This is a genomic window from Aquicoccus sp., assembly GCF_041686535.1.
In the GTDB taxonomy this organism is placed as follows: Bacteria; Pseudomonadota; Alphaproteobacteria; order Rhodobacterales; family Rhodobacteraceae; genus Aquicoccus.
Window position 1 is genome coordinate 1 of record NZ_JAWLDS010000137.1, and the last position, 5538, is coordinate 5538.

Below are 5538 nucleotides of genomic sequence, written 5' to 3' on the forward strand. Positions count from 1 at the left end.
GCGCTGTCGCTCACCGGGCTCGATTTCATCACCGCCGTTTCGGGCGCGGGCGCGGCCATCGCCAATATCGGCCCGGGCCTCGGTGATACCATTGGCCCGACCGGCAATTTCGCACCGCTGAACGACACCGCCAAGTGGATCCTGATCTTCGGCATGTTCGTTGGACGGCTTGAACTCATGGCCGTCTATGTCCTCTTTACCGTTCAATTCTGGAGAGCCTGATGACCGACCGCCCGCTTGGCGCCCAAATCTCGCATATGCTGAAATCCCGCGGGGTCGATACGATCTTCGGTATTCCCGGCGTCCACAACGTCGAGCTTTATCGCGGCATCGAAGAGGCCGGGATCACCCATGTCCTCGCCCGCCACGAACAGGGCGCGGGCTTCATGGCCGACGGCTATGCCCGCGCCACCGGCAAACCGGGCGTGGCCTATGTCATCACCGGGCCGGGGCTGACCAACATCATGACACCGATGGGGCAGGCATATTCCGACAGCGTGCCGATGCTGGTGATCTCCTCCTGCCTTGCCGAAACCGCCGCCCGTCGCGGCCAGCTTCACCAGATGCGCGACCAACGCGCCGCCGCCGCCACTGTTTGCGACTGGTCCGAAGAGGCGCGCGACCCGAGCGCCGCCTATGACCTGATCGACCGTGCGCTGGCCGAGTTCACCGCCGCGCGCCCGCGGCCCAAGCATCTGCAACTGCCCATTCCCCTGCTCGAAGCGCCGGCCCCGCCCGCGCCGCCTGCCATGGCCGCCACCCGCACCCCCGGCGTGACGCCCACGGGGCTGGCCAGGGCGCGGGATGTGCTCGACCACGCGCGCCGCCCGCTCTTCATCCTCGGTGGCGGGGCGCGGGGCGGTGCCGACAGCGCCCGCGCGGTGCTCAGGTCCCAGGGCGCTGCCAGCTTCTGCACCCAGGCCGGGCGCGGCATCGCCGCCGCGGATGATCCGCTCAATTTCGGCGCGACCCTGGCGCGGCCCGAAAGTGCGGCCGTGATCGCGTCGGCCGATGCGGTGATCGCCATCGGCACCGAACTGGCCGAGGTCGATCTCTGGCGCGAGAATCTGGGCCATGACGCGCCGATGCTGCGGGTCGATCTCGACCCCGAAAGCCTCTCGGACGGGCAGCGCGCCGATTGGCATGTCGCCTGCGACGCGGCTGATTTCCTCGCCGCGCTGGCCGAGGCGCAGGAGGGCAGGGAGCCGCGCCAAAGCGACTGGACCGCCGAGGAGGTCGCCGCCGCCCGCGCCCGCTGGCGCGCCGAGGCCGATGCCGAGCGCCCCGGCATCGTGCCGCTCTGCGATGCGTTGCGCGCCGTGCTGCCCCAGGACGCGATGATCTATTCCGACATGACCCAGTTCGCCTATGTCGCACAGGAGGTCTGGGACATGCCGCGCCCCGGTCACTGGCATCACCCGTTCGGCTTCGGCACGCTGGGCTATGCGCTGCCCGCCGCGATCGGCGGGGCGGTGGCGCGGCCAAAACTGCCCACCCTCGCCATCGCCGGGGATTACGGCTTTCAATACACGCTGCAGGAACTCGGCACCGCGGTCGAACTGGGCCTGCCCCTGCCGATCCTGCTGTGGGACAACGGTAGGCTCAAGGAGATCGAGGACAGCATGACCGCCTCCCAGATCGCGCCCAACGCGGTGGTGGCGCGCAACCCCGATTTCCTCGCCCTGGCGCGTGCCTATGGCGCCCATGCCTGTGCCCCCGAAACCCCCGCCGACCTGCAACAGGCCGTGCTGGAGGCGCTCGCCGCCGACCGGCCCACGCTGATCCGCATGACGTCGTGAGGACGCGCAGAACATGAGGGCGGCGCCCGGCCCGGGCGAAAGAGCTCGACCGGACGCGCGCCTTGTTAACCCTTTCCAGCCCCGGTTTCGCCGCAACGCGGCGGTGCACGCATGTCAGCCGGGCGGCAGCCGAATATCACCCCCCGGATTTCCGGCGGGCAAAACGCGTTAACGCCACCGTGCGCCGATCTGCGCGGTGCTTACCAGCAATTGACCAGAACCGTCATCCCGGCGGCGTGATCGGTCAGTGCCTCGGGCGTCAAGTCATCACCGCCACCGCCGGATTGTGCCGTGATTCCAAGGTCTTGAAGAATCCGGCGGATGGTGGCCGCATCGGCCGCGAAATGCACGTCCCCGGGCAGTTTGCGCGCATCCTCGGACGGCGGCAAAAGCATCCCGAAGACCGCCCCCTTGGTATCCATCACCGGCCCCCCCGAATCCCCCGGAAGCGCGCTCAGCGCCAGCCGCTTGAGTTCGGGTTCGTCTTGCAAGCCCTTGATATCGCTCAGCGTTCCAAATGTCAGCGTTGGCGCGCCCAGTCGCCCTTCGTAAGAGAATCCCGATACGGCCACCTCCGATTGCAGCCGCGGATCGCCCTCGCGCAGCGCCGCCACCCGCGCCGGGGCCAGCGATTCCCTGGCGCGCAGCACCGCGATGCCCCGTTCCTCGTCGAGACCAAGGAGCTCCGCCTCGTGGCGGTTGTCGAAGGTGATCTTCTCACACCCGTCCACCGCCTGCACCGTGGTCACGACCGTGCCGCGTCCGTCGACGAAAAATCCTGAACGCGACAGGTTCGGCCGCCGGATCTCCAGCCCCGACACAAGGTCGATATTCTGTTCCGTTTCAACACCTTCTGCGGGACTCATCACGCCTTCCAAACGGCGGAAACTCTCGCGCATCTCATCCAGAAGCCGCGTTCGGCGCTCCTCGTCCCCGCGCGGCCAGACCAGGGTGAACCCCTTGATCTCGCCCCCCTGCAAGCGCGCTTCGGTATGGCTCGTGAAGCGGTCATCCTGCCCGGTCAGGACGAAGCTGTCGCCGTCACGCTCGCGCGGCCCCGTCTCGGGCACGATTTCAAGCGTCTGCATGATGTCGTAAAGGCCGAACAGCGTGTTCTGGTCGCCCGGTTGAGAAATCATCAACACTTTTGCGTCAAGCTCTCCGCTGGCGTCGAAATGCACGAATGGCGGCTTGTAGGCGGTAAACGCCACCACACCCGTCGGAATCGCCATTTCGATCCCCGCGGTGTCCTCGCGCACCAGCTCGAGGTCGAGACCGTCGAGAATGGCATTGTATTGCCGTTCGAGTTCGTCCCGCTGCATCGTGGTCAGGACGCCGGTCGGCTCATGGCCGTTGTCGCGCTGCCATGCCGCCATCGCGCCGCGCGTGCCGCGCCCGAACGCGCCGTCGATCGCCGCGGTGTAAACCCCGGCCCATTTCAGCATCTCCTGAAGCTCCATGCGCTCGTCCCGGCTCAATGCGGCCTCGCTGCGGCGTGCCTCGGCCGGGGTCTCGTCGATCGTCCGGAGCTGGGGTTCAGGCTCGGTCTCGGCGGCTTGCGCCTCGACCTCTTCCTCGGGTTCCGCGAGTTCGGGCAGGTTCAGCAAATTCGCGCCAACCGGCCAGAATTGTTGACGAAATCTCATGGTCCGGGTGATGAAACTGTCACGCGGAATCTCGCCTTCGGCACGGTAAACCCGCAGCACGCGTTCGGCGTCATCCTCGGTATAGGGGCCGAGCACGATGCCATACCAGCCCCCCCCCAGCGCAAACCCGTTCACGTCCGGCAGGCGCGCGTCATAGGCCCTGATGCGCTCTTGTACCTCGGCAAGGCTGCGCTTCGCCTCGACCTGGACCCATGCGACATCCTGTTGTGCCGCAAGCGGGCGGGCGAGAAGAAAAAGGACGATGAAAACCGCGTGAAACTGTCTGATCATGGTGGAAATAATGCCTTTGCCCCGTCCGCTCTGGTCTTGTGCCTTGGCGTGTTTTACCAAATCCCGCGCCCTGCGCATCCAAAATATGCGTGAGCCTGCAATTGACCCTTCCGCCCCCCCCGATTAAGCAGGGCGCGAACGCGATCCGAGGCGCGACGCAGGCGCATGAAAGAGGCATTTCAATGACGTCCCGACCGGTCAAACCCCGCAGTTTTCAGGAAATCATCCTGCGGCTTCAATCCTACTGGGCCGAACAGGGCTGCGCCATGATGCAACCCTATGACATGGAGGTGGGCGCCGGCACCTTTCACCCCGCGACCACGCTGCGCAGCCTTGGCAGCCGCCCCTGGGCCGCGGCCTATGTCCAGCCCTCGCGCCGCCCCACCGACGGGCGCTATGGCGAGAACCCCAACCGGCTCCAGCATTATTACCAGTACCAGGTACTGATCAAACCCAGCCCGCCGGACCTTCAGGACCTATATCTCGGCTCTCTCGGTGCCATCGGCATCGACATGGCCCTGCACGACATCCGCTTTGTCGAGGACGATTGGGAATCCCCCACCCTCGGCGCATGGGGCCTCGGGTGGGAGGTCTGGTGCGACGGCATGGAAGTATCGCAATTCACGTACTTTCAACAGGTTGGCGGCCATGACTGCCAACCCGTCTCGGGCGAGCTGACCTATGGCCTCGAACGGCTGGCCATGTATGTGCTGGGCATCGACCACGTGATGGACATGCCCTTCAACGACCCCGGCGCGCCGATCCCGCTCAGCTATGGCGACGTGTTCCGCCAGACCGAAGAGGAATATTCGCGCTGGAATTTCGACGTGGCCGATATCGATGTCCTCTTGCGCCATTTCCAGGAGGCCGAGGCCGAATGCGAGGCGATCCTGTCCCAGGACCATCACGACCCCAAGACCGCCAAGCGCATCGTCATGGCCCACCCGGCCTATGATCAGTGCATCAAGGCGTCGCATATCTTCAACCTGCTCGACGCCCGCGGGGTCATTTCCGTCACCGAACGGCAGGCCTATATCGGCCGCGTGCGCGCGCTCGCCCGCAAATGCGCCGACGCCTTCGTGCAGACCGAGGCCGGGGGGTATGCCGGACCATGAGCGGCAAGATCATCGCAGGATTCATCGTCATCATCTCGCTCATCGCGGGCGCGGCGATCTATTACCTCCAGGTTTACGCCTTCTACGAAGAGGTGACACCCTCCGGCACCGATGACGTGATGCTTACGGCCTCGGCCACCGGGACGCCCGAACCCATCGCCTACGAGGACTTCCGCGCGATCAACGCCGACAGTTCGCCCATTCGCTACCGCGCCTGTTTCACCACGACCCAGGATCTCGATGGCTTGCGCGCGAGCTATGAGACCTACGACAACCCCGAACCGCTCGTCGCCCCGCGCTGGTTCTCGTGCTTCGACGCGAGCGAAGTCGGCGCCGCGCTCGAAGCCGGCACGGCGCATGCCTTCATGGGCACCGCCAACATCGAATACGGCATCGACCGGGTCGTCGCCATCATGCCCGACGGGCGCGGTTTTGTCTGGCACCAGATCAACCATTGCGGCGAAGTGGTGTTCGACGGCCGCCCCGTCCCCCAAGACTGCCCCCCGAAACCGGAAGGCAACTGACATGCCCAACCTCCTGATCGAGCTTTTCTCCGAGGAGATCCCCGCGCGGATGCAGGCCCGCGCGGCGCAGGATCTGCAAAAGCGCATGACCGACGGCCTCGTCGAGGCGGGGCTGACCTATGGCGGGGCGCGCGCCTTTTCCACACCGCGCCGCCTCACCCTC

General features: G+C 66.0%; 6 protein-coding genes. 5 read left to right on the forward strand and 1 reads right to left on the reverse strand.

Features of this window, described 5'->3' with window-relative positions:
* Together ACESL9_RS16620 and ACESL9_RS16625 are read left to right on the forward strand one after the other, a co-directional pair.
* Window positions 1-222 (forward strand): potassium transporter TrkG (locus tag ACESL9_RS16620; protein ID WP_372675246.1); only part of this gene is annotated, 222 nt, incomplete at its 5' end.
* Complete coding sequence (locus ACESL9_RS16625; RefSeq protein ID WP_372613224.1) at window positions 222-1799, forward strand: 5-guanidino-2-oxopentanoate decarboxylase; 1578 nt, start codon at window positions 222-224, stop codon at window positions 1797-1799. The genes ACESL9_RS16620 and ACESL9_RS16625, both read left to right, overlap by 1 nt.
* Window positions 1800-1999: 200 nt before the next feature.
* On the opposite strand, the gene ACESL9_RS16630 is transcribed toward ACESL9_RS16625, so the two are convergent.
* Window positions 2000-3736: a trypsin-like peptidase domain-containing protein gene (locus ACESL9_RS16630; RefSeq protein WP_372613222.1), complete on the reverse strand. Its 1737-nt coding sequence runs from the start codon at window positions 3734-3736 to the stop codon at window positions 2000-2002.
* A gap of 182 nt (window positions 3737-3918) precedes the next feature.
* Between ACESL9_RS16630 and ACESL9_RS16635 the strand changes: the two genes are divergently transcribed.
* From ACESL9_RS16635 to ACESL9_RS16645, 3 genes are all read left to right on the forward strand, one after another.
* Window positions 3919-4851 carry a glycine--tRNA ligase subunit alpha gene (locus ACESL9_RS16635; protein WP_372613220.1) on the forward strand — a complete coding sequence of 311 codons (933 nt, stop codon included), beginning with the start codon at window positions 3919-3921 and terminating at the stop codon, window positions 4849-4851.
* Window positions 4848-5375 (forward strand): DUF6446 family protein, encoded by a 528-nt coding sequence (locus ACESL9_RS16640; RefSeq protein ID WP_372613218.1) that lies wholly within the window; start codon window positions 4848-4850, stop codon window positions 5373-5375. Before ACESL9_RS16635 ends, ACESL9_RS16640 begins: the two co-directional genes overlap by 4 nt.
* A gap of 1 nt (window position 5376) precedes the next feature.
* Window positions 5377-5538: glycine--tRNA ligase subunit beta (locus tag ACESL9_RS16645; protein ID WP_372675247.1), on the forward strand; the 162-nt coding region annotated here is incomplete at its 3' end.